The sequence below is a fragment of the Frateuria sp. genome (assembly GCF_035943815.1).
Classification (GTDB): Bacteria; Pseudomonadota; Gammaproteobacteria; order Xanthomonadales; family Rhodanobacteraceae; genus Frateuria_A.
This window is the reverse complement of record NZ_DASZBU010000001.1, coordinates 35,522-53,475: the sequence shown is the minus strand read 5'-3', so window position 1 is coordinate 53,475 and position 17,954 is coordinate 35,522. Positions and strand designations below refer to the sequence as shown.

At 68.4% G+C, this 17,954-nt stretch carries 13 protein-coding genes and 1 riboswitch; of the genes, 7 read left to right on the top strand and 6 right to left on the bottom strand.

Annotation, left to right across the window (positions count from 1 at the left end):
- The first annotated feature begins 34 nt into the window (after positions 1-34).
- Positions 35-637: a uracil-DNA glycosylase family protein gene (locus VGU65_RS00215; protein WP_327472140.1), complete on the top strand. Its 603-nt coding sequence runs from the start codon at positions 35-37 to the stop codon at positions 635-637.
- A gap of 18 nt (positions 638-655) precedes the next feature.
- Here the strand turns inward: VGU65_RS00215 and VGU65_RS00210 are convergent, their stop codons facing one another.
- Positions 656-1,276 (bottom strand): LysE family transporter, encoded by a 621-nt coding sequence (locus tag VGU65_RS00210; protein WP_327472139.1) that lies wholly within the window; start codon positions 1,274-1,276, stop codon positions 656-658.
- A 309-nt stretch (positions 1,277-1,585) separates the two neighbouring features.
- On the opposite strand from VGU65_RS00210, the gene VGU65_RS00205 reads away from it, so the two are divergent.
- The 3 genes from VGU65_RS00205 to metK all read left to right on the top strand — a co-directional run bounded on the left by VGU65_RS00205 (position 1,586) and on the right by metK (position 5,433).
- Positions 1,586-2,854, top strand: coding sequence for a nucleoside permease (locus VGU65_RS00205; protein WP_327472138.1), 1,269 nt, complete (start codon positions 1,586-1,588; stop codon positions 2,852-2,854).
- Positions 2,855-2,984: 130 nt separating this feature from the next.
- The gene (gene dusB, locus VGU65_RS00200) at positions 2,985-3,971 is read left to right on the top strand and encodes a tRNA dihydrouridine synthase DusB (protein WP_327472137.1); all 987 of its coding nucleotides are present in this window, start codon (positions 2,985-2,987) and stop codon (positions 3,969-3,971) included.
- A gap of 250 nt (positions 3,972-4,221) precedes the next feature.
- Positions 4,222-5,433 (top strand): methionine adenosyltransferase, encoded by a 1,212-nt coding sequence (metK, locus tag VGU65_RS00195; RefSeq protein ID WP_327472136.1) that lies wholly within the window; start codon positions 4,222-4,224, stop codon positions 5,431-5,433.
- Between the two features lie 94 nt (positions 5,434-5,527).
- On the opposite strand, the gene VGU65_RS00190 is transcribed toward metK, so the two are convergent.
- The 3 genes from VGU65_RS00190 to VGU65_RS00180 all read right to left on the bottom strand — a co-directional run bounded on the left by VGU65_RS00190 (position 5,528) and on the right by VGU65_RS00180 (position 10,201).
- The gene (locus VGU65_RS00190; RefSeq protein ID WP_327472135.1) at positions 5,528-6,595 is read right to left on the bottom strand and encodes a D-alanyl-D-alanine carboxypeptidase family protein; all 1,068 of its coding nucleotides are present in this window, start codon (positions 6,593-6,595) and stop codon (positions 5,528-5,530) included.
- A 400-nt stretch (positions 6,596-6,995) separates the two neighbouring features.
- Entirely contained in the window at positions 6,996-9,128 is a 2,133-nt protein-coding gene (locus VGU65_RS00185) for an amylo-alpha-1,6-glucosidase (protein WP_327472134.1), read from the bottom strand.
- Complete coding sequence (locus VGU65_RS00180; RefSeq protein ID WP_327472133.1) at positions 9,128-10,201, bottom strand: glycosyltransferase family 4 protein; 1,074 nt, start codon at positions 10,199-10,201, stop codon at positions 9,128-9,130. The genes VGU65_RS00185 and VGU65_RS00180 overlap by 1 nt, the downstream gene beginning before the upstream one ends.
- A gap of 109 nt (positions 10,202-10,310) precedes the next feature.
- On the opposite strand from VGU65_RS00180, the gene VGU65_RS00175 reads away from it, so the two are divergent.
- Positions 10,311-12,188: an ATP-binding cassette domain-containing protein gene (locus tag VGU65_RS00175; RefSeq protein WP_327472132.1), complete on the top strand. Its 1,878-nt coding sequence runs from the start codon at positions 10,311-10,313 to the stop codon at positions 12,186-12,188.
- A 36-nt stretch (positions 12,189-12,224) separates the two neighbouring features.
- On the opposite strand, the gene VGU65_RS00170 is transcribed toward VGU65_RS00175, so the two are convergent.
- Together VGU65_RS00170 and ppc are read right to left on the bottom strand one after the other, a co-directional pair.
- Positions 12,225-12,473, bottom strand: a complete 249-nt coding sequence (locus VGU65_RS00170; RefSeq protein WP_327472131.1) for an ATP-binding protein — start codon at positions 12,471-12,473, stop codon at positions 12,225-12,227.
- Positions 12,474-12,518: 45 nt separating this feature from the next.
- Entirely contained in the window at positions 12,519-15,263 is a 2,745-nt protein-coding gene (ppc, locus tag VGU65_RS00165; protein WP_327472130.1) for a phosphoenolpyruvate carboxylase, read from the bottom strand.
- A 150-nt stretch (positions 15,264-15,413) separates the two neighbouring features.
- Positions 15,414-15,488: riboswitch (S-adenosyl-L-homocysteine riboswitch) on the top strand.
- Positions 15,489-15,538: 50 nt separating this feature from the next.
- Here ppc and ahcY point away from each other — a divergent pair.
- Positions 15,539-16,978 (top strand): adenosylhomocysteinase, encoded by a 1,440-nt coding sequence (gene ahcY / locus VGU65_RS00160; protein ID WP_327472129.1) that lies wholly within the window; start codon positions 15,539-15,541, stop codon positions 16,976-16,978.
- 148 nt (positions 16,979-17,126) lie between these two features.
- Positions 17,127-17,951: a methylenetetrahydrofolate reductase [NAD(P)H] gene (gene metF / locus VGU65_RS00155; protein WP_327472128.1), complete on the top strand. Its 825-nt coding sequence runs from the start codon at positions 17,127-17,129 to the stop codon at positions 17,949-17,951.
- Positions 17,952-17,954 lie beyond the last annotated feature (3 nt).

Below are 17,954 nucleotides of genomic sequence, written 5' to 3'. Positions count from 1 at the left end.
TTCCGCCACAGGCAGCCGCCATGGATGCCGGTGCGTGAGCGAGCTCGACCGCCTGCTCGCCGAAATCCGCGCCTGCCAGCTGTGCGCCGCGCAGCTGCCTCACGGCGTGCGGCCGGTGCTGCAGGCCTCGGCCAGCGCACGCCTGCTGATCGTCAGCCAGGCACCCGGGCGCAAGGTGCACGCGAGCGGCGTACCGTTCGACGACGTGAGCGGCGACCGCCTGCGCGACTGGCTGGGCGTGGACAAGGCCACCTTCTACGACGCGCGGCGCATCGCCATCGTGCCGATGGGGTTCTGCTTCCCCGGCAGCGCACGCGGCGCAGACCTGCCGCCGCGCCGCGAGTGCGCACCGACCTGGCAACCGCGCCTGCTGCCGTTGCTGCGGAAGGTGGAACTGACCCTGGCGATCGGCCGCTACGCGCAGGTCGGCCTGCTCGGTTCGCAGGCGGCAGCCAGCCTGACCGACACCGTGCAAGCGTGGCGCACCCACCTGGCCCAGGGCGTGCTGCCGCTGCCGCACCCGAGCCCACGCAACCAGCTGTGGACCAAACGCAACCCGTGGTTCGCCGAGGAGTTGCTGCCGGTGCTGCGCGACCGTGTCGCCAACGCGCTCGCCCACCCGGCGCCCCGTCGCTAGGTGTTGCTTGGGCGCGGGTCAGCGGCTGGCGAAGAGCAGGTGCAGGCCGAAGGCGACGAATACCGCTCCGGCCAGGCCGTCGATCCCGCGCGCCAGCCGCAGGTAGCCCCGCCGCATCGCCGGCAGCGCGAAAAACGCGGCCACCAGCGCGAACCAGGCAAAGGTTTCGGCCACGATCAGCGCCCACAGGCCCCAGCGAACCGCCGCGCCCACGCTATCGCCCAGGAAGGCCGAGAACACGCTGCCGAAATAGACCACCACCTTGGGATTGGCCAGGTTGGTCAACAGGCCTGCGCGCAGCGTGGCCAATTCGCTGGCGGGCGCGGCCTTGGCTTCCACGGGCATTGCCGGCGCGTGCGTGAATGCGCCACGCAGCATGCGCAGCCCCATCCACAGGAGGTACAGGCCGCCACCGATGGCGATCAGCTGCTGCAGCCACGACAGCCGGTGCAACACCAGTTGCAGCCCAAGCAGCGCCAGGGCCGACCACAGCGTGATGCCCAGGGTGATGCCAAGCACGCCGAACAGCGCCTGCCGGCGCGAGCGGCTGACTGCAGCCTGCGAGACGAAGAAGAAGTCCGGCCCCGGACTGAGCAAGGCGACAAGATGGACGATGGCGATGGTGAGGAAAAGATTCATGGGCGCCCGGCACGCGAATGGACGAACGAGTTTAGGCCGCCGCCGTTCCGGCGTCGTTCCCGCGAAATCCCGTGTGTGAGCGCGGCCCAAAAGCGTTGTTTTCCGCTCCCGTGATGGGGCTCCTTCCATGCGCACCATCGCATGGCGAACGTCCGCTGGCGCGCGCACCAGGCAAGCGCGCGCCGATCATGCCGCGCCGCGCCGCGCCTTGCCCGGCCGCAGCCGATTCTCTAACCTGCCGGACTTTGCGGCCAAGGGCAGGTTCCCGCGGCTTTCTGCAGGGGAAAAGCACATGCGGAACAGGGCTCCATGAACATCAAGCTGCGTCTGATCACGATGAACTTCCTGCAGTTCTTCGTGTGGGGCTCCTGGCTCACCACCATCGGCGCCTACTGGTTCCAGACCCGCCACTGGGGTGGCGCCCAGTTCGGCGCGATCTTCTCGACCATGGGCATCGCCTCGCTATTCATGCCGGCGATCACCGGCATCATCGCGGACAAGTGGATCAACGCCGAGCGCCTTTACGGCGTGCTGCACCTGGGCGGCGCGGTGATGCTGTTCGTCGTCCCCACGATCGACAATCCGGCCACGCTGTTCTGGGTGATGCTGGTCAACATGTGCTTCTACATGCCGACCATCGCGCTTTCGATCGCGGTGGCCTACAACGCGCTCAAGACCGAGGGCGTGGACATCGTCAAGGTGTATCCGCCGATTCGGGTCTGGGGCACGGTGGGCTTCATCGTGGCAATGTGGGCGATCAGCCTGCTGCACATCGAAACCTCGCCCGAGCAGTTCCACATTGCCGGCATCGCCTCGGCCCTGCTCGGCCTGTACGCCTTCTCGCTGCCGGCCTGCCCGCCGCGCGACACGCGCCATACCTCGATGGTGGACGTGCTCGGCCTGCGCTCGTTCGCGCTGTTCAAGAACTACAAGATGGCGGTGTTCTTCCTGTTCGCGATGGCGCTGGGCGCCGCGCTGCAGCTGACCAATGCCTACGGCGACACCTTCCTGCACGACTTCGGCAAGGTGGACGCGTACAAGGGCCTGATCACGGTGCGCTACCCGAACATCGTGCTGTCGATCTCGCAGATGTCCGAAACGCTGTTCATCCTGGCCATCCCGTTCTTCCTCAAGCGCTTCGGCATCAAGACCGTGATGCTGATCAGCATGGTCGCCTGGGTGCTGCGGTTCGGCCTGTTCGCCTACGGCAACCCGGCGGAACTGCTGTGGATGATCGTGATGTCGAACATCGTCTACGGCATGGCGTTCGATTTCTTCAACATTTCCGGCTCCCTGTTCGTGGAAGGCCAGGCCGACCCGAAGATCCGCGCCAGCGCGCAGGGCCTGTTCATGCTGATGACCAACGGCGTGGGCGCGGTGCTGGGCAGCTCCATCAGCGGGCAAGTGATCCAACGATTCTTCACGGCGCCCGACGGCACCCTGCAATGGCACGGCATCTGGCTGAGTTTCGCCGGCTACGCGCTGGTGGTGGCGGTGCTGTTCGTGGTCCTGTTCCGCCACAAGCACATCCCCGAAAACGCGGCGCGGGCGAACCTGGGGCAGCAGGCGGGCATCTGACGAACTGTCGCGCTCGCCTTGTTTGGGGATTTTTTCATTAACGTGAGCAGCCCTACCCGCGGGAGGCTGTCATGTTCTGGCGAGCCCGAAGCGGCGCGGCTGAGCGTCAGGGACGCCCTACAATAGGCCGATGCAGATCGGCCCCTACCGCATCGACCCGCCCGTGGTGCTCGCGCCCATGGCCGGGGTCACCGACAAGCCTTTCCGCCTGCTGTGCAAACGGCTGGGCGCGGGGTTGGCCGTGTCGGAGATGACCACCGCCGATCCCAAGCTCTGGCACACGCGCAAGTCGCTGCACCGCATGGACCACGCGGGCGAGCCTGAGCCGGTGAGCGTGCAGATCGCCGGCTACGACCCGGCCATGCTGGCCGAGGCGGCGCGCTTCAACGTGGCCAACGGCGCGCAGATCGTCGACATCAACATGGGCTGCCCGGCCAAGAAGGTGTGCAACGTGTGGTCGGGTTCGGCGCTGCTGCAGGACGAACCGCTGGTGGCGCGCATCTGCAAGGCGGTGGTCGAGGCGGTCGAGGTGCCGGTGACGCTGAAGATCCGCACCGGTTGGGACCGCGAGCACAGGAATGCGCTGACCATCGCGCGCATCGCCGAGGACAGCGGCATCGCCGCGCTCTCGGTGCACGGCCGCACGCGTGAGGACAAGTACGAGGGCGAGGCCGAGTACGACACCATTGCCGCGGTGAAGGCCGCCGTGCGCATTCCGGTGCTCGCCAACGGCGACATCACCACGCCCGAGCGCGCCCGCCACGTGCTCGAGGCCACCGGCGCGGACGCGGTGATGATCGGCCGCGGCGCGCAGGGGCGGCCGTGGATCTTCCGCGAGGTCGCGCATTACCTGGCCACCGGCCAGAAGCTGTCCGAGCCCGGTCCGGCCGAGGTCGCCTCCATCCTGCTTGGGCACCTCGAACACCTGTACGCCTTCTATGGCGAGCATGCGGGCGTGCGCATCGCACGCAAGCACCTGGGCTGGTACGCCAAGGACCGGCCGGAGAACGCGTCGTTCCGGCATGTGGTCAACCGAGCGGAAACCGCCGCCGAACAACTGCACCTGACCGCCGAATACTTCGCGGGCCTGGGCGAGCTCCAGCGCGCCGCGGCCTGACACCCCCGCCGACACGCGCCCTCTCCTTGGGGGGAGAGGGCCGCAGACCCCGCTACCCGAACCGCACCCGCGCCGCGCCGCGCAACGACGATCGAACGACCGGGCGCGTTTGGCCGTCCAGCCGTCCGCCGCCTGAACGGGCATGCAAGCTTCACCCCGGAATAGTAGGCTGGCCTGCAAACCGACGCCGCCACGTGTATCATGCGCGGCTTCTTTATCTCTGTATCCGAAAGGAAGGATATATCCCGCGATGAGCAACTACCTCTTCACCTCCGAGTCGGTCTCCGAAGGCCATCCCGACAAGGTCGCCGACCAGATTTCCGACGCCGTCCTGGACGCGATCCTCGCGCAGGATCCGCGCGCACGCGTGGCGTGCGAGACGATGGTGAAGACCGGCGTGGCCATCGTCGCCGGCGAGATCACCACCTCCGCCTGGATCGACCTGGAAGGCCTGACCCGCAAGGTGATCCTGGACATCGGCTACGACTCGTCCGACGTCGGCTTCGACGGTGCGACCTGCGGCGTGCTCAACCTGATCGGCAAGCAGTCGCCCGACATCAACCAGGGCGTGGACCGCAAGAAGCCCGAGGAACAGGGCGCCGGCGACCAGGGCCTGATGTTCGGCTACGCCACCAACGAGACGAAGGACTTCATGCCGGCGGCGATCTACTACTCGCACCGCCTGGTCGAGCAGCAGGCCAAGATCCGCAAGAAGAAGAATTCGCCGCTGCCGTGGCTGCGCCCGGACGCCAAGAGCCAGGTGACCCTGCGCTACGAGAACGATGTGGCCGTCGCGATCGACGCGGTCGTGCTCTCGACCCAGCACGATCCGGGCGTCAAGCAGAAGGACCTGGTCGAGGCGGTGCGCGAGGAGATCCTCAAGCCCGTGCTGCCGGCCAAGCTGCTGCACAAGGGCACCAAGTTCCACATCAACCCGACAGGCAAGTTCGTAATCGGCGGCCCGGTGGGCGACTGCGGCCTGACCGGCCGCAAGATCATCGTCGACACCTACGGCGGCTGGGCCCGCCACGGCGGCGGCGCGTTCTCGGGCAAGGATCCGTCCAAGGTCGACCGTTCGGCCGCCTATGCCGCGCGCTACGTGGCCAAGAACATCGTGGCCGCCGGCCTGGCCGACCGCTGCGAGGTGCAGGTGTCCTACGCCATCGGCGTGGCCGAGCCGACCTCGATCTCGGTGACGACGTTCGGCACGGGCAAGATCCCGGACGAAAAGATCGAGAAGCTGATCCGCAAGCACTTCGACCTGCGTCCGTACGGCATCATCAAGATGCTTGACCTGATCCATCCGATGTACCAGCAGACCGCCAGCTACGGCCACTTCGGCCGCCAGCCCTACGAGATGAAGGCAGCCGACGGCTCCACCTTCACCGCGTTCTCCTGGGAGAAGACCGACAAGGCCGAGGCGCTGCGCGCCGACGCCGGCCTGAACGGCAAGCGCAAGTAAGCCCCGCGCTAGTCGAGCACAAACAAAAACCCCGCGGCCTGCCGCGGGGTTTTTTGTTTATTTGCCTGGTGCTTGTGTGCCTGGCGGCGAAAGCTCAGTCCTGACCGCCCTTGGCGCCCGCGCGATTGGCCAGCTTGATCGTGCCGTTGTGCGCATGCGAGGCGTGGCCCTTGGCGCGGCAGATGCCATGGTGCGCGCGACAGCCGTGCGTGGCGGCCTTGCCGCGGCGTGCGTGGCGCGACGCAGCCACGGGAGTCGGATCGGCTTCGGCGTTGGCGATCGGCGAGAGCGCCGCCAGCACGCGGTGCGCCATGCCCGGCGCGGGTTCGCCCGCGGCCGCCAGCGCGTCCGCCTCGCTCTGCTCGAATCCGGCATCGAGCAGGTTCGCCATCAGCTGGTCACGCCGGGCCGCCGTCCTGCCGCCCAGTACCACCGCGAACAGCCGGTGGCCGTCGCGCATCGCCGTGGAGGCGAGGTTGAAGCCCGATGCGTCGGTGAAACCGGTCTTCAGGCCGTCCATGCCGGGATAGCGGTCCATCAAGTGGTTGTGCCCGCGCACCAACTGCCCGTTGAAGTTGAATTCCTTGACGGAGAAGTAGTGCGCGTACTGCGGGAAATCCTGGTACAGCGCGCGGCCCAGCGTGAGCAGGTCTCGCGCGGTGGACCAATTTTTGGGATCGGGCAGGCCGGAGGCATTGTCGAAATGCGTGCCGCTCATGCCCAGCAGCGCGGCCTGTGCGTTCATCATGTCGGCGAAACCTTTCTCGTTGCCGCCGATGCTTTCGGCCGCCACCGTCGCCGCATCGTTGGCCGACTTGGTGACCATCGCCAGGATGCAGTCCTCCACCGTGATGTTCTGGCCGGCGCGCAGGCCCAGCTTGCTCGGCGCGCGGTTCGCGGCCCAGGCCGACACCGGCAGGCGATCCTCGAGCGTGAGCCGGCCGGCCTTCAGTTCGCGGAAGGTCAGGTAGAGCGTCATCATCTTGGTCAGCGACGCCGGATAGTTGCGCTCGTCGGCGTTGACCTGGCCCAGCACGCGCCCGGTGGTGGCATCGACCACGATGGCGGCCTGCCCGGCGTGCGCCGTGCCGGCAAGGAGCCCCAGCAGGGTGATGAGGATGAGTGCGCCCAGCCGGCTGGGCAGAGATGCATCGATGGTCATGCCAGATCCTCGCTGCGCAATGGCAGCGTTTTTGTCGCGTAGAGGCGACCTTAATGCGATCGGCGCCATATTTCCACGGGAAAGCCCGAACTTTGCCGGGCAAATGACTGTTGTGTCGATGCTTTCGTGATGGGTTGCCGCTGCGCGGGTGGGCGGAAGCGAGCTCGACGGCGGCCTCGGCTTCCTCGCGCACGCTGCGCATGTCCGTATTGAGCGTCCGGCCTCATCGCGATCACCGGCTGCAGGTAGCGCTCCCAGGCTTCCAGTGAAAGCGGCCTGGACTATACCTGTGGGCCCGTCCAGAGCGCCTTCATCCGCCTATCGGCACCTTTGGGGGAAGGATGCGGGTATTCCGATCATTCCCTTTGACGGAAGATTCAACGGCCGTTTGTGGCTGGCGTCAGACCTTGGCCAGGATCCTCACGTCGGCCGAACCGCCGGCGCGGAAAGCCACCGTGCGCGAACCGATGCGCTCGAAGCCCAGATCGATGCTGTCGCCGCCGACGTCCAGCCGGTGCAGGGTCAGCCGGTCGACGCCGTCGGGAAGGCTGGGCCGGTCGATGCGCACCTCGCCGCGGCGGCCGTCGACCTCCACGCCCAGGCACGCCTGCAGCATCATGAACATCGACCCGGCAGCCCAAGCCTGCGGCAGGCAGGCGACCGGATAGGCGATCGGCGGCTCGCCGGTGGCGCGCGGGAAACCGCAGAACAGTTCCGGCAGGCGCATGCCGAAGTGCACCGCCGCTTCGAAGGTCTCGCCCAGCAGGCGCACCGCATCGTCGCGCTCGCCGTAGTGCGCCATGCCGGCGGCGCAAAGAGCCACGTCGTGCGGCCATACCGAACCGTCGTGGTAGGACATCGGGTTGAAGCGCGCCTGCTGCGTGGCCAGCGTACGCACGCCCCAGCCGCTGTCGAAGGCGGCGGTGCGGAACTGCCGGATCACGTTCTTCGCGCGCCACAGCTTGGGCAGGCCCACGTAGAGCAGATGGCCCACGTTCGAGGCGCGCACGCGGCATAGGGTGTCGTTGCCGTCGCGGGCGATGCCGTAGTTGCCCATCTCCTCGTCCCAGAACAGGTCTTCCACCGCCTTGCGCATGGCCAGCGCGCGGTGGCGCCAGCGGTCGGCGTCCTCTTCGTTGCCGCGGCGCTCGGCCAGGCGGGCCATCGCGCGCAGTGCGGCGTACACGTAGCCCTGCACCTCCACCAGCGCGATCGGCGCCGGCGGGATGCGCCCGTCGGCATGGAACACCGAGTCCTCGCTGTCCTTCCAGCCCTGGTTGAGCAGGCCGCCCTTCTCGCCCTGCGCATAGGTAAGGAAGCCGTGCCGATCCCCGTCGCAGGTGCGCTCGATCCAGCCCATCGCTGCGGTGAGCGTGGGCCACAGCTTGTCGATGAACACCTCGTCGCCGGTGCGCTCGGCATAGGCGCCGGCGAGCATCACATACAGCGGCGTGGTGTCGACGCCCCCGTAGTAGCGGCCGAACGGCACCTCGCCCAACTCGGCCATCTCGCTCTTGCGCGTCTCGTGCATGATCTTGCCGGGCGCCGAGTCGCTGAACGCGGAAGTCTCGTGCGCCTGGTGTTCGGCAAGGTAGCCGAGCACGCCGCGCGCCAGGCCCGCATCGAGCCACAGCAGCTGCAGCGCGGTGATGATGCCGTCGCGGCCGAACGGCGTGGCGAACCAGGGAATGCCGGCGCAGGGATAGGGGCCGGTGGGAAATTCGCTGACCAGCAAGGCGATGTCCGCACGCGACCGGTCCAGCCAGTTGTTGAACAGGCGGGCGTTGCTGCGCGGCCGCGCGCCGTGGACGCGGCGCTTGCGCATCGCCTTGCGGGCCTTGGCCGCGGCGGCGCGGTAGCGTTCGCGGCCCGGCTGCACCGCCTCGGGACCGACCTCGATGAAGAGCTCGGTCGTGCTCAGGCGCGGCAGCATGAGGCCGAGCTCGGCCGTGTGGCCGTCGAGACGGTCCGGCGCGGTGGAGAAACTGATCACCGAGCGGCGCGTCACGCCGTCCAGCCCGTCGTAGCGCAGGGACACCGTGTCGCCGTCCACCTCGGGCGGATACAACTCGCCACGGCGCGCCCGCGGCGTACCGCGCACCTCGAAGATGTCGCGGAAATCCGCCTCGAAGCGCAAGGTGAGCGTCACCCGCACTTCGCAATCGTCGTAGTTGACGCAGGAGATGCGCTCGTACATGCGCGCCCCCCACAGAAAGCGCTCGCGCTCGAGGTGGATCACGCCCTGCGGCGTGGCGCGCTCGCCCATCGGCGGCAGCGGCTTGTTCGACAGGTTGGAGGTGAACAATACGTTGTCGTGGCTGATCGCGGCGCTCAGCAGCGACGGCGGCTTGCCGCCCAGGTCCAGCGCGAAGGCCGACAGCATCCGCGTGTCGTTGTGGAACAACCCATCGGCTGCGCTGCGGATGTCGCCGAAGGCATCGCACACCACGAAGGTGTCGCCCGACTTCAGCGAATACTGCCCGCGCGCGGTGCCGGCCGAAGGGGTTTCGTCGTCATGGGTCGCCTCACTCATCACCTTGCCTCGTAGGCCAGCGGCCAGGCGGGCAGCGCGGGGGCGACGCGGCAGCGGCGTTCGTACAGGTCCACGTAATGACTGGCCATGATCTCTGCGGAAAAACGCCGCTCGAAGGCGGCGCGCACCTGGCGGCGGTCCAGTTCCGGCAGCCGGCGCACGGCCTCGACTGCCTCGGCCTCGTTTTCGACGATGAAGCCGCTGACGCCGTCCTCGATCACCTCGGGCACGGCGCCGCGGTTCCAGGCGATCACCGGCGTGCCGCAGGCCATCGCCTCGATCATCACCAGGCCGAACGGCTCTGGCCAGTCGATCGGGAACAGCAACGCGGCGGCGTTGCCGAGGAACTGCTCCTTGTCGCCGTCGCCGATCTCGCCGACGAATTCCACCAGCGGGTCGCCCAGCAGCGGCTGGATCTCCTCCCGGAAATAGGCGCGGTCGGCCAGGTCCACCTTGGCCGCGATCTTCAGCGGCATGCCGCTCCTGCGCGCGATGGCCACGGCGCGGTCGGGGCGCTTCTCCGGCGAGATGCGACCGAGGAAGGCGAGGTAGCCGCCGCGGGGGTGCAGGTGCGGGCGATGCAGGTCGTCGGGCAGGCCGTGCGGCACCGTGCCGGCCCAGTTGGCGAAATGCAGCGGACGGCGCTGGTGGTGCGAGATAGATACCAGCGGATAGTGCGGCCAGCGCCGGTACACCTCGCCCAGGTCCTTCAGGTCCAGCCGTCCGTGCAGCGTGGTGAGGGTGCGGCCGGCACAATCCTCGAACATCGGGAAATGCAGCATGTCGACGTGGAAATGCAGCACGTCGAACTCGTCGGCGCGGCGGCGCACTTCCTGCAGCATCGACAAGTGCGCGGCCAGTTCGGATTTCTGCTGCGTGGGGTCGAGGCGGATCGCTTGGTCGCGCACGGCCACCAGTTCGGCGCGTGTACGCGCGTCGGCACTGGCGAACAAGGTGACCTCGTGGCCGAGATCGACCAGCGTGTCGGTGAGCCAGGAAACGATCCGCTCGGTGCCGCCATAGAGCCGCGGCGGCACCGATTCGCAAAGTGGAGTGATTTGGGCGATACGCATGAATACCTCGGCGTCGCCGGCCTCCAGCCCGCGCACGCGTTGTAGGACCCTGGTCGCGCCGCATCCGCCAGTCCCGCATCCGTTAGACCACATCCATTAGAATTGGCGAATGTCCCTGATCCAATTGCAGCGCGTCGATTTCAGCATCGGCGGTCCCCTCCTGCTTGCCGATGTCGACCTGTCGATCGAGCGCGGCGAACGCGTGTGCGTCGTGGGCCGCAATGGCGAGGGGAAATCCACACTGATGAAGTTGATCGCCGGCCAATTGCAACCCGACGACGGTGAAGTGAGGGTGCAGGGCGGCGTCACCATCGCGCGGATGGCGCAGGAGGTGCCGCAGTCGACCGCCGGTTCGGTGTTCGACGTGGTGGCGCAAGGCCTGGGTGACCTGGGCCATCTGCTCGCGCGCTACCACCATCTGCTGGCAGTGGGCGATCTGGCGGCGCTGGGCGAAGTGCAGCAGGAGATCGAAGCGCGCCATGGTTGGGACCTGGACCGGCGCGTGGACGAGGTGCTGGTGCGGCTCGAGCTGCCGGGCGACACCGATTTCGCCGCGCTCTCCGGCGGCATGAAGCGCCGCGTACTGCTGGCGCAGGCATTGGTGACCAGGCCGGACGTGCTGCTGCTGGACGAGCCGACCAACCATCTGGACATCGAGGCGATCGGCTGGCTCGAGGGGTTCCTGAAGTCCTTCGACGGCTCGATCGTGTTCGTCACCCACGACCGCAGCTTCCTGCGCGCGCTGGCCACGCGGATCGTCGAGATCGACCGCGGCCGGCTCACCGACTGGCCCGGTGACTACGACAACTACCTGCGCCGGCGCGAAGAGCGCCTGCACGCCGAAGCCCAGGCCAACGCGCTGTTCGACAAGAAGCTGGCACAGGAGGAAGTGTGGATCCGCCAGGGCATCAAGGCCCGGCGCACCCGCAACGAAGGCCGCGTGCGCGCGCTCAAGGCGCTGCGCCGGGAACGCGCCGAGCGGCGCGAACTGACCGGCAACGCGAAGATGACGCTGGCCAATGCGCAGGCCTCGGGCAGGAAGGTGGTCGAACTCGACCACGTGCACCAGTCTTTCGGTGGACGCGTGCTGATCGAGGACCTGTCCACCACCGTGATGCGCGGCGACCGCATCGGCATCATCGGGCCCAACGGTGCGGGCAAGAGCACACTGCTCAGGATCATGCTCGGCGAGCTCGAACCCGAGCGCGGCACGGTGGAGCTCGGCACCAGCATCCAGATCGCCTATTTCGATCAGCACAGGGTGCAGCTGGACGAATCGCTCAACGCGCTCGACAACGTGGCGCAGGGCCGCGAGTACATCGAGCTCGGCGGCCAACGCAAGCACGTGATCGGCTACCTGCAGGACTTCCTGTTCTCGCCCGAACGCGCCCGCGCGCCGATCACGCGGCTTTCCGGCGGCGAACGCAACCGCCTGCTGCTGGCCAAGCTGTTCTCCCAGCCCTCCAATCTGCTGGTGATGGACGAACCGACCAACGACCTGGACGTCGAAACGCTGGAGCTCCTGGAAGAGCTGCTGGCCGACTACACCGGCACGCTGCTGCTGGTCTCGCACGACCGCGCCTTCCTGGACAACGTGGTGACCAGCACGCTGGTGCTCGAGGGCGAAGGGCGCGTGGGCGAGTACGTGGGCGGCTACAGCGACTGGCTGCGCCAGCGGCCTGCCGCGCCGGCGACGGCGCCGGCGAAGAACGCGCCAGCGCCTGCCATGAACCCCGCGTCTGCGCCGGCGCCTGCCCCAGCCCTGGCTCGCCGCAAGCTGAGCTTCAAGGACCAGCGCGAGCTGGAGCTGTTGCCCGCCCGCATCGAGCAACTCGAGAACGAAGTCGCCCAGCGTTCCTCCGCCATGAACGAGCCGGCGTTCTTCCAGCAGGACAGCGCCGCCATCGTGCAGGCCAACGAAGCGCTGGCGAGGCTGCAGGCCGAGCTCGACGCCGCCTACGCGCGCTGGAGCGAACTGGAAGGCTGAGGCGCCTGCCCCTTCCGAGGAGTGAGGCGTGGCATCTCAAGGCGCTCCCGGTCGTGCAGGCAGCCACAGGCACGCCAGCGCGCCCGGCTTGCCGCCCTGCCGCGGCGTGAGCGCCACGCCACCGTCGTGCGCCTCGGCGATCTGCCGCGCCAGCGCCAGGCCGATGCCCGAACCGCCGGGCTTGGTGGTGAAGAAGGGCACGAACAGGTTGTCGCTGGGCGGCGGCCGGGGGCCGTCGTCCTCGATCTCGACCAGCGCGCGCTCGCCCTGGCGCCGCCAGCGCACCGCACTGGACCAAGGTCGTGCTCAAGCTGTCGATGGCCTGATCGCTCAACCGGTGTTCTGCAGCCCCTGCGACACGCCGTTGACGCAGGCGACCAGTGCCCGCAGCAGTGCCTCGTCCTCGCTGCCGCCGGCGCGCCAGCGGGCGAGCAGGTCCACGGTCAGCAGGCTCATGGGGTCGACGTAGGGGTTGCGCAGGCGGATCGACACGGCCAGGCGCGGGTTGTCGGCCAGCAACGCATCACCGCCCTTGAGCCTGAGCAGCCAGCGCCGGGTGCGTTCGAACTCCTCGCGTATCAGCTTGAAGAACGGTTCGTGCAGGTCGCCCGCCAGGCGCGAGAACGCCTCGGCGATGTCCAGGTCGCACTTGGCCAGCACCATCGCCACGTCGTCCAGCGCGTTGGCGAGGAAGGGCCAGCCGCGCGCCATCTCGACGAGCGCCTGTTCACCGAACGCGACGGCGCCCTGCTCCAGCGCGGAGCCCAGGCCATACCAGCCGGTGATGATCGAGCGGCACTGGGTCCAGGCGAACACCCACGGGATCGCGCGCAGGTCCTGTACCCCCCGCATGCTGCGCCGGCTGGCGGGGCGCGAACCCAGGGTCATGCGCTCGACCACGTCAATGGGCGTAGCGCTACGGAAGTACTCGACGAAGCCTTCGCGCTCGACCAGTGCGCGGTAGTGCCGCCGGCTGTGCGCGGCGAGCGCCTCCATGCATTCGCGCCAGGCCGCTTCGCGCGCTTCGTGCGCGCGCGGGCGCAGCGAGGCGCGCAGCACGGCGCTCACCGTCTGCTCCAGGTTGCGCAGGGCCAGCGCGCGGATACCGTACTTGCGGTGGATCACCTCGCCTTGCTCGGTCACGCGCAGCACGCCGGCGATCGAGCCGGGCGGCGAGGACAGCAGCGCCGGCGCCATGCGCCCGCCGCCACGGCTTGCCGAGCCGCCGCGGCCGTGGAAGAAGGCCAGGCGGATGCCGGCTTCCCCAGCTACCTCCAGCAGTTCCACCTGGGCGCGCTGCAGGGCCCAGCGCGAGGCCAGCGTGCCGCCGTCCTTGCCGCTGTCGGAGTAGCCGAGCATCACCCACTGGCGATCGCCGCGCGATTGCAGATGGGTCCGGTAGACGGGGTCGGCAAGCAGCGCGCGCAACGTGGCCGGTGCGTGGACGAGATCGTCGATGGTCTCGAACAACGGCGCGATGTCGAGCGGTACCGTGCTGCCCGTTTCATCGCCCGGCACCGCACGGGATGAAGGGATGGGCGCTACCAATCCGCCATAGCGCGCCAGTGCCAGCACGGCGAGCACATCAGCCGCCGAGCGGGCCATGCTGATGACATAGAGCCCGATCGCGTCGCTGTCGTAGCGCCGGCGCGCGTCGCCCAGGGTGACGAACACGTCGTACAGGCCCGTCACCACCTCGGCGTGGCTGATCGCGAAGCGCGCGTGGCCGGCGGCGTAACCGGACAGATGCAGCGCTCGCTCGTCCGCCGGGCGTCCGGGCCACGCGTCGTCGGCCAGCAGGGCGGCCAGCGCGTCGTCGTGCACGCGCGAGTCCTGCCGCACGTCCAGCCGCGCGAGGTGGAAGCCGAAGGTGCGCACGCGCCAGATCAGACGCCGCACGGCATAGGCGCCGGCATGCAGGCCGCGGTGGGCGAGCAGGCTGCGGTCGATCAGCTGCAGATCGTCGAGCAGCTCCGCGGGCGAGGCGTAGCCTTCGGCGTGCTCGTTTTCGCCGGTCGCCTCCAGCCGGGCGCCGATCAGGGTGAGCAGGCAGCGGTAAGGCATATCGGCATGGCGCGGGCGGATGCGCGCGGCGGCCTGCGGGAAACGTTCGCGGTAGTCGGCCAGGCGTGCGACCAGTTCCGCATCGACCGCCACCCGCCCCTCGGTCTGGCTGAGCAGGCGCGCCAGCCCGGCGACGTCGGCCACGTAGTGCTCCAGCACGTGCGCGCGCTGGGTGGCGAGGCTGGCGGCGATGGTGTCGGCGCCGACGTTGGGGTTGCCGTCCATGTCGCCACCGACCCAGCTGGCGAAGCCGAGCAGGCGCGGCAATGGCGCGGCTACGCCATAGACCGCCTGCAGCGCGTCGGCCAGCGACTCGTACAGCGCCGGCGCGATGCGGTAGATCGGGTTGGCCAGGTAGAAGCCGACGTGGTGGTGCTCGTCCTGCACGGTCGGGCGCACCGGCGAGGCCTCCGCGGTCTGCCAGCCGGTGGAGAGCGCCATGTAGATGCGATCCTCGTCCTCGGCACGCTCCTGCGGCGTGCGGCCCGCGTCGAAGCCGTCCACCAGCGCGCGCACGATTGCCTGCTCCTTCTCCAGCAGCGAGCGGCGCACCGCCTCGGTGGGATGGGCGGTGAACACCGGCTCGATCCACAGCCGCGCGAGCAACCCCAGCAGCTCCTCGGCGCCGACGCCCTCGGCCTTGAGCCGACCCAGTGCGTCCAGCAAGGATTCGGGTTGCGGCGCGTTGCCTTCGCGCTGGTAATCGCGGCGGCGGCGGATGCGGTGTACCCGTTCGGCCGTGTTCACCGCCTGGAAGTAGGTGGCAAAGGCGCGCGCCAGCGCCTCGGCGTCGCCCGTGTTCAAGCCGTCCAGCGTGCTGGCCAGCGTGGCCAGCGGTTCGCCCTCGCGACGACGCCGGATGGCCGCCTGGCGCACCGCTTCGACCCGCTCGAAAAACGCCTCGCCGCCCTGCTCGGCCAGCATCCGCCCGACCAGCCGACCGAGCTTGCCGACATCCTCCCGCAGAGGGCCGTCGTGCGGCAGATAGTCGGCGTCGCGGCTGGCTTCCATGGGGATCCTCCGACAGGTGTCGATGAAGACTACCGCAAGGATGATGCGGCGCAGCACGATCAACGGCGCGAGAGGGTTTCGTGCACGCGCGTGGGTGCGCCGACGCGCCTGCACAGAGGCGGCGGCACGTTATAATGCGCCCCTTCCGTGCCCACCGAGGGGCGCTGCGACCGTCGTGCGACGGCCAGGCTCGGCGGGCATGTGCAGCAACGGCGCTCACCCATGCGGACCTTCGCCCGCCAGGCCAAGGTTCCCCCAAAGAACCGGAGACAAGCATGAACGCCGCCATCCAGGCCCACCCCAACCACGACTACAAGATCCGCGACATTTCCCTGGCCGACTTCGGCCGCAAGGAGCTGGACATCGCCGAGCACGAGATGCCCGGTCTGATGTCGATCCGCCGCAAGTACGCCCCGCAGGCCCCGCTCAAGGGCGTGCGCGTGACCGGCTCCTTGCACATGACGATCCAGACTGCCGTGCTGATCGAGACGCTCAAGGACATCGGCGCCGACGTGCGCTGGGCCTCGTGCAACATCTTCTCCACGCAGGACCACGCCGCCGCGGCGATCGCCGCCACCGGCACGCCGGTGTTCGCCTGGAAGGGCGAGACGCTGGAGGAATACTGGGACTGCACGCTCGACGCGCTGTCCTTCCCCGACGGCAAGGGCGGCTTCCTAGGTCCCCAGCTGGTGGTGGACGACGGCGGCGACGTCACGCTGCTGATCCACAAGGGCTATGAGCTCGAGAACGGCAGCGACTGGGTGAACTCCCCGTCGGGCAGCCACGAGGAGCAGGTCATCAAGAACCTGCTCAAGCGCGTGCACAAGGAGCGCCCGGGCTACTGGCACACCGTGGTCAAGGACTGGAAGGGCGTATCGGAGGAGACCACCACCGGCGTGCACCGCCTCTACCAGCTGGCGCAGGAAGGCAAGCTGCTGATCCCGGCGATCAACGTCAACGACTCGGTCACCAAGAGCAAGTTCGACAACCTTTACGGCTGCCGCGAGTCGCTGGCCGATGGCCTGAAGCGCGCGATGGACGTGATGCTGGCGGGCAAGGTCGCGGTGGTGTGCGGCTACGGCGACGTCGGTAAGGGCTGCGCGCATTCGCTCCGTGCCTACGGCGCTCGCGTGGTGGTCACCGAGATCGACCCGATCAACGCGCTGCAGGCGGCGATGGAAGGCTTCGAGATCAACACCGTCGAGAGCACGCTGGGCCGCGGCGACATCTACGTCACCACCACCGGCAACAAGGACGTGATCCGCCTGGAGCACATGCAGGCGATGAAGGACCAGGCGATCGTCTGCAACATCGGCCACTTCGACAACGAGATCCAGGTCGATGCGCTGAACGCCTCGGGCGCCGAGCGGCTCAACATCAAGCCGCAGGTGGACAAGTACACCTTCAAGGACGGTCGCTCGATCTTCCTGCTGGCCGAAGGCCGCCTGGTGAACCTCGGCTGCGCCACCGGCCACCCGAGCTTCGTGATGTCCAACTCGTTCTCCAACCAGACGCTGGCGCAGATCGACCTGTGGGCGAACAAGGACCTGTACGAGTCGAAGGTCTACATCCTCCCCAAGAAGCTGGACGAGGAAGTGGCGCGCCTGCACCTGGAGAAGATCGGCGTGAAGCTGACCACGCTGACGACCGAGCAGGCAGCCTACCTCGGCGTGCCGGTGGAAGGCCCGTACAAGGCCGAACACTACCGCTACTGAGTGATCCGCTTCATGACGAAGGGCCGCAGCGATGCGGCCCTTTTTCTTTGCGCGGCTCCGGCGCTCGCCGTCCGCGGAGTCAGATTCATCTATCGCTTCATCGCGATGAACGTATAGAATGCCGCCCACGCACCGCAGGATCCCACCGATGCCGGCCATCAGCTTCGAATTCTTCCCGCCCAAGACCGACGAGCAGCGCGCGCAACTGGACCATGCCGCACAGGTGCTCAAGGCGCATGCGCCCGACTACGTCTCGGTGACCTTCGGCGCGGGCGGTTCGACGCTGAGCTACACCGGCGACGCGGTGGCGCGGCTGCACGGCGAGCATGGTCTGCAGGTGGCGCCGCACCTGTCGTGCATGGGCGGCACCCGCGCGGAGATCGCCGCGCTGCTCGACGGCTACCGCAGCGCCGGCTACCGGCGGCTCGTGGCGCTGCGTGGCGACCTGCCCTCGGGCATGGCCTCGCCCGGCGACTTCCGCTACGCGGCGGAGCTGGTGGCGTTCATCCGCGAGTACTCGGGCGACCACTTCCACATCGAGGTGGCGGCCTACCCGGAAATCCACCCGCAGGCCGAAGACGCGCTGCGCGACCTCAGCCACTTCAAGGCCAAGGTCGATGCCGGCGCGAACGGCGCGATCACGCAGTACTTCTTCAACCCGGACGCCTACTTCCGCTTCGTCGACGACGTGCGCCGGCTGGGCGTCGCGGTGCCGATCGTGCCGGGCATCATGCCGATCACCAACTTCAGCCAGTTGAAGCGCTTCTCCGACGCCTGCGGCGCGGAGATCCCGCGCTGGATCGCCAAGCGCATGCAGGCGCACGGCGACGATGCCGAGGCGATCCGCGCGCTGGGCGCGGAAGTGGTCGCGCAGATGTGCCGGCGACTGCTTGCGGGCGGCGCGCCGGGGCTGCACTTCTATACGCTCAACCGCGCCCGTGCGACCCAGGCGGTGCTGGCGCAACTGGCCTGAAGC

Coding starts and splice junctions, on each gene's coding strand:
- VGU65_RS00180 (WP_327472133.1), bottom strand. CDS start 10,201: ATGCGTATCGCCCAAATCACTCCACTTTGCGAATCGGTGCCGCCGCGG.
- VGU65_RS00175 (WP_327472132.1), top strand. CDS start 10,311: ATGTCCCTGATCCAATTGCAGCGCGTCGATTTCAGCATCGGCGGTCCC.
- VGU65_RS00205 (WP_327472138.1), top strand. CDS start 1,586: ATGAACATCAAGCTGCGTCTGATCACGATGAACTTCCTGCAGTTCTTC.
- metK (WP_327472136.1), top strand. CDS start 4,222: ATGAGCAACTACCTCTTCACCTCCGAGTCGGTCTCCGAAGGCCATCCC.
- VGU65_RS00185 (WP_327472134.1), bottom strand. CDS start 9,128: ATGAGTGAGGCGACCCATGACGACGAAACCCCTTCGGCCGGCACCGCG.
- VGU65_RS00210 (WP_327472139.1), bottom strand. CDS start 1,276: ATGAATCTTTTCCTCACCATCGCCATCGTCCATCTTGTCGCCTTGCTC.
- VGU65_RS00190 (WP_327472135.1), bottom strand. CDS start 6,595: ATGACCATCGATGCATCTCTGCCCAGCCGGCTGGGCGCACTCATCCTC.
- ppc (WP_327472130.1), bottom strand. CDS start 15,263: ATGGAAGCCAGCCGCGACGCCGACTATCTGCCGCACGACGGCCCTCTG.
- metF (WP_327472128.1), top strand. CDS start 17,127: ATGCCGGCCATCAGCTTCGAATTCTTCCCGCCCAAGACCGACGAGCAG.
- ahcY (WP_327472129.1), top strand. CDS start 15,539: ATGAACGCCGCCATCCAGGCCCACCCCAACCACGACTACAAGATCCGC.
- dusB (WP_327472137.1), top strand. CDS start 2,985: ATGCAGATCGGCCCCTACCGCATCGACCCGCCCGTGGTGCTCGCGCCC.